Origin of the sequence: Ferruginibacter sp., assembly GCF_031430955.1 — a bacterium.
Taxonomy (GTDB): Bacteria; Bacteroidota; Bacteroidia; order Chitinophagales; family Chitinophagaceae; genus Ferruginibacter.
Map to the genome: position 1 here is coordinate 1 of NZ_JANPCM010000157.1, position 5,482 is coordinate 5,482.

The following is a 5,482-nucleotide window of genomic DNA, read 5'->3' on the forward strand; positions in this document are numbered from 1 at the left end:
GTTAAACATAGGGCCACGCCTGCATCGTGGGCATTTCATGGTAACAATGCTCAATAAATTATTGGGCTTCGGTTTTTTTACTGCTGTCATGCTGCAAAGATACCCAATTAAAAAGGGACGTTATACCAATAAGATATGGGATCTATCCGATTAAAAAAATGTCAGGTTGAGCCTGTAGAAACCGGCTCTAAAGAAGCACAACGGCTTCGACAAGCTCAGCCTGACACTCCAATGGAATAGAAGTTTTGTCATTTGCAAAGAGTTTAAAAAAATTTTGTGAGTGCCTCAGGCCTGACAGTATGATTTTAGTGTCTAATTGATTTTACTTTTTGTCAAACTTCCACTTAAAATATATCATGGCAATAATCATAGAAAGCACAATGCCATTAGTAGCCATGATTGGGTAATCGTTTATAAGAATGCCATACAACAACCAGAGCGAAACATTTAAGAATAAAAAGAATAAGGTAAGAGAAGAAAGATCTTTCGCCGATTTTGTTTTCCATATTTTTATTACCTGTGGTAAAAAGGTAATGGTAGAAACAAAACCTGCAGCGGTACCAATAAATCCTATTAATGTTACTGACATAATTATTTTTTATCAGGTGGTAGTTATTTTTTTTCTTTCGCCAATTTGCTGGCGCCACATGGCAAAGTACAATCCTTTTTCTTCCAGTAAAGATTCGTGTGTGCCGGTTTCCACTACTTCGCCTTTTTCTAAAACATAAATTCTGTCGGCATGCATTATCGTACTTAAACGATGAGCAATTAAAATTGTTATTTGTTCTTTTGAGGCTGAAATATCACGAATGGTATTGGTAATTTCCTCCTCTGTTAAAGAATCCAATGCTGATGTTGCTTCATCAAAAATTAATAAATGCGGTTTGCGCAATAAAGCACGTGCAATAGATAAACGTTGCTTTTCGCCGCCGCTTAATTTTAATCCGCCTTCGCCAATCATGGTGTCTAACCCTTTTTCGGCACGTTGTACTAAATTGGTACAACTTGCTTTTTGCAATGCATCATTCAGTAAAGCATCATCTGCTTTTGGGTTAACAAACAATAAATTTTCTTTTATAGTGCCGCTGAATAAATTCGTGTCTTGCGTTACAAAACCAATTTGATTTCTCAAATCATCAAAATGTATTTCTGTTTCATCTAAATTATTATACAATATTTTTCCTTCCTTTGGCCGGTATAATCCTACCAATAATTTCATTAAGGTAGATTTACCACTACCGCTGGGGCCAACAAAGGCAATTGTTTCACCCAGCTTTGCATCAAAACTAATATTATCGATAGCTTTTTGTGATGCTGTTTGATGGCGGAAGGCCACGTTTTTAAAAGATAAAGTTTCAATGCTGCCTAATGGCTTTGGTTTAAGCGGCTCCTGCTCCGGTGCCTTCTGCATCAGGTTATGAAAATTATTTAACGAGGCTTCCGCCTCACGGTAACTCAATAAAATATTTCCAATTTCCTGCAACGGGCCAAAAACAAAAAACGAAAATATCTGCATGGTAACCAGCTGGCCTGCATCCATCTGCTTATGAAAAATCAACCACATTAAAATAAATAAAATTACCTGGCGCAAAGTATTAACTAATGTGCCCTGTATAAAACTAATGCTGCGGATGCGTTTAACTTTAGTTAACTCCAGCCCCAAAATTTTATAGGTATTTTTATTAAGCCTGCCTACTTCCTGCTGTGTAAGGCCAAGACTTTTTACCAGTTCAATATTTCTTAACGATTCTGTAGTAGAACCTGCCAATGCAGTGGTTTGCCCCACAATGGTTTTTTGTATTACTTTAATTTTTTTACTCAGCAGGTTAGTGATCATCGTTAACACAAAAATTCCTACAAGATATGCTACCGGTATACTCCAGTGAATAAAAAGTGCTGCATAAACAAAGACAAAAACAATTCCTACAATTATACCAAACAAAATATTGATACAGCTGATCATAAATTTTTCTACATCGGTTCTTACTTTGGTTAATACCGAAAGTGTTTCGCCACTGCGCTGGTCTTCAAATTCCTGGTAAGGTAATTTCATGGCGTGTTGTAAACCATCTGTAAAAACCTTTGCGCCAAATTTTTGTATTACCACCTGTAAAAAATAATCCTGGAAATTTTTTGCAATCCGGCTGATCATAGCAACAGTAATGGAAGCAGTAAGCAACCAAACAATACCATACAGCGTTTCTTTTCTTCCTAATTTATTTATCCAGTCAAACTTTCCCCAAAAATAATCTTGCTCACCAAGGTTACTGGTATTTTGATGATAGTTGGCTAAATTTATCAGCTTACCTAAGATGATAGGATCAACCAAAGAAAAACCAATATTGATGGTAGCTAAAAAAAGGGTTAACACAACAAGCCATTTGTGCGGCTTAAGGTAGTGCAGTAAAATCTTCATAAATAAAATTTATAGAACCAGACGAGTATTCAGGAAAGCAAATATCGTACAAGTAAATTAATTATGGCAAGATGGCAGAGGGCAATTGGCAATGGGCAAAGGACTCTACAAATTAAATACTACAAATTGCCTGTTGACTATTGCCTATTGATCTAAGCTCCCCATCCTTCCCTGTCTAAACTGCGGTATTGAATAGCTTCGGCCAAATGCTCCGGCTTTATATCTTCGCTGGCGGCAAGATCGGCAATAGTGCGGCTTACTTTTAAAATCCTGTCGTAAGCACGGGCAGATAAATTTAATTTTTCCATCGCCACTTTTAATAAATTTTGTCCTGCAGTACTGATGATACAAATTTCTTTTAATTGCTTGCTGCTCATTTGTGCATTGGCATATACGCCTTCATTGTTTTTATATCTTTCGTGTTGTATATCTCTTGCTTTAATAACCCGTTCCCGTATGCTCTTACTTTTTTCGTATTGGTGGTTAGATGATAATTCACTAAATGCAACAGGCGTTACTTCTACATGCAGATCAATCCTGTCTAACAACGGCCCCGATATGCGGCTTAAATATCTTTGTACAATGCCCGGGCCGCAGGTACATTCTTTTTCAGGATGATTAAAAAAACCACAGGGGCATGGATTCATACTTGCGATAAGCATAAAACTTGCAGGAAAATCCAATGCCGCTTTTGCACGGCTGATAGTTACTTTTCTTTCTTCCATCGGCTGTCGCATTACTTCTAAAACCGTTCTTTTAAATTCGGGTAATTCATCTAAAAACAAAACACCATTATGTGCCAAAGAAATTTCGCCGGGTTGCGGATTGCCACCACCACCAACTAAAGCAACATCACTAATTGTATGGTGCGGCGAACGAAAAGGCCGCTTAGAAATTATGGTGGCATTCTCCGGTAACTTACCTGCAACACTGTGAATTTTTGTTGTCTCCAGTGCTTCCTGCAAACTTAGTGGCGGCAATATGGTAGGTAAACGTTTTGCCAGCATTGTTTTTCCTGCACCGGGCGGACCAATTAAAATGGCGTTATGTCCCCCTGCTGCAGCAATCTCCAAAGCCCTTTTAATATTTTCCTGTCCTTTTACATCACAAAAATCAATTTCAAAATCAATTTGTGCGTTAGCAAATTCTTCTCTTGTATTTACTATTGTTGGTTGTAAACTATTTTCATCCTTAAAAAAATCAATCACTTCATTAATGTGGCCCACGCCATACACATTTAAATTGTTCACCATCGCAGCTTCCCTTGCATTTTGTTTGGGAAGAATCAATCCTTTAAAACCTTCTTTACGGGCCTGTATGGCAATGGGCAAGGCGCCTTTTATGGGGCGTATTGCTCCATCCAAACTCAGCTCCCCCATAATTACATACTCACTTAATTTTTCTACATTTTCAATTTGCTCTGTTGCACCCAATGTGCCAATGGCTATGGGCAAATCAAATGCCGTTCCTGTTTTTCGTATGTCCGCCGGCGCAAGGTTTACCACTAATTTAGTACGTGGCATAAAATAATGATTGCTCTTAATGGCACTCTCTACTCTTTGCAAACTTTCTTTAACAGCGCTATCAGGCAGGCCTACAATAAAATAATCTTTACCCTGGTTGTTTACACTTACTTCCACAGTAATGGTAATGGCCTCTACTCCGTAAACTGCACTGCCGAAAGTTTTAACTAACATATTTTTAAATAATAAAAATGAAATTAAGGAAAATTTGGGGCTGTGGGCAATACCTAAAAAATAAACTTTGGTTCCGGCTTTACGCTTCAATCTTTTGTTTCGTGCCTCACAAAAGGATTTCCGCTGTAATCCGGCAGCCCGTCAACATTAATTCCTTATTCAACTTTTATTGAAGCGATGATGGAGTTGCACGAATTTTATCATTTTTGAAATATTTATTAAAGCTTCGGCTTAGCTAATCGTAATTTTTAAAGCCTATTTTATTTCTCGGTTGTGCTGGTTTACTTTGTTTTTCAATCAATTCTTTTAATACCATAAAAATATTTTCAATATCCTTGCTGTTTCCCTTTACTTCTTTTTCCAGTTTTGCTAACTGCAATAATATTTCTTTATGAGTCAGTGCATATTCACGAAGTTTTGTAAACACTCTTATAATTCTAATATTTACTTCAATAGCAACATCACTATTCAAAATACTTGATAGCATGGCTACACCCTGCTCTGTAAATGCGTTCGGCAATTTTCGCCTTCCTCCCCAACTTGATGTCGCATTTTGCGACTTCAAGTTTTCATATTCCTTTTGTGAAAGTGTAAACATAAAATCTTTAGGAAACCTGTTTATATTTCTTTTTACCTGCTCATTTAAACGCTTTGTTTCCACTCTGTACATCTCCGCAAGGTCTTTGTCGAGCATTATTTTTTGATTGCGTATAACATATATACGGTTTAATATCTTTTGCTCTGCTACCAATACATGTAATTCTTTCTTTGCCATTGCACTTGCTTTATGTAAATATAATATTTCTTAAAAATTAGTACCCGTAAATTTTACCAGTGCGGATAATTTTTGCAGTACCCCTTTAATTAAACATACCGGCGGCAATAAAGAAATTCCATATTTAACTTTTATTGAAACAGCTATATCTTACTTAATAAATTTATCTTCACATAAGCAGTACATCACCTTCACTTAGCTGAATATTTATGAAAAGATTTTTATTGTTTTTTTACTCCATCACATTTTGTTTGCCGGTATTGGCGCAAAATAACCAGCGGCAAGGATTTTATACGATCCCCGATTCTGTAAAGGCGACAGGATTTATTACCGATGTTATTTTGGTAAATAAAAAAGATGCAAAAAGAATGGGTGCATTGATAAACGTAGATAACCAATTTTTTTTAGGCCTGTCAAAAAATAAAAGTAAAAAACAAATCACACGGCTCTTTGATCAGTACAGGCACCTGGCGGTTACACCAAAAGGAATACTCTATAACTGGGAAGATAATAAAACTTACAAACTGCTGGTTTTAATTGCCGGTGATTCTGCAACAAAAACCAGCATCGTTTCCGGCTATATTTTTTTGCCCG

At 36.7% G+C, this 5,482-nt stretch carries 5 protein-coding genes; 1 reads left to right on the forward strand and 4 read right to left on the reverse strand.

What is annotated here, in order from left to right; genetic code table 11:
• Nucleotides 1–322 precede the first annotated feature (322 nt).
• The 4 genes from ACY65O_RS04205 to ACY65O_RS04220 all read right to left on the reverse strand — a co-directional run bounded on the left by ACY65O_RS04205 (nucleotide 323) and on the right by ACY65O_RS04220 (nucleotide 4,888).
• Nucleotides 323–589 (reverse strand): SemiSWEET family sugar transporter, encoded by a 267-nt coding sequence (locus tag ACY65O_RS04205; protein ID WP_462219597.1) that lies wholly within the window; start codon nucleotides 587–589, stop codon nucleotides 323–325.
• A gap of 12 nt (nucleotides 590–601) precedes the next feature.
• Nucleotides 602–2,416 (reverse strand): ABC transporter ATP-binding protein, encoded by a 1,815-nt coding sequence (locus tag ACY65O_RS04210; RefSeq protein ID WP_462219598.1) that lies wholly within the window; start codon nucleotides 2,414–2,416, stop codon nucleotides 602–604.
• Nucleotides 2,417–2,568: 152 nt separating this feature from the next.
• Entirely contained in the window at nucleotides 2,569–4,113 is a 1,545-nt protein-coding gene (locus ACY65O_RS04215; protein WP_462219599.1) for a YifB family Mg chelatase-like AAA ATPase, read from the reverse strand.
• A 235-nt stretch (nucleotides 4,114–4,348) separates the two neighbouring features.
• A complete protein-coding gene (locus tag ACY65O_RS04220) occupies nucleotides 4,349–4,888 on the reverse strand; it encodes an ORF6N domain-containing protein (protein WP_462219600.1) in 540 nt (179 codons plus the stop codon).
• Between the two features lie 209 nt (nucleotides 4,889–5,097).
• Here ACY65O_RS04220 and ACY65O_RS04225 point away from each other — a divergent pair.
• Nucleotides 5,098–5,482 (forward strand): hypothetical protein (locus ACY65O_RS04225; protein ID WP_462219601.1); only part of this gene is annotated, 385 nt, incomplete at its 3' end.

Coding starts and splice junctions, on each gene's coding strand:
- ACY65O_RS04220 (WP_462219600.1), bottom strand. CDS start 4,888: ATGGCAAAGAAAGAATTACATGTATTGGTAGCAGAGCAAAAGATATTA.
- ACY65O_RS04215 (WP_462219599.1), bottom strand. CDS start 4,113: ATGTTAGTTAAAACTTTCGGCAGTGCAGTTTACGGAGTAGAGGCCATT.
- ACY65O_RS04205 (WP_462219597.1), bottom strand. CDS start 589: ATGTCAGTAACATTAATAGGATTTATTGGTACCGCTGCAGGTTTTGTT.
- ACY65O_RS04210 (WP_462219598.1), bottom strand. CDS start 2,416: ATGAAGATTTTACTGCACTACCTTAAGCCGCACAAATGGCTTGTTGTG.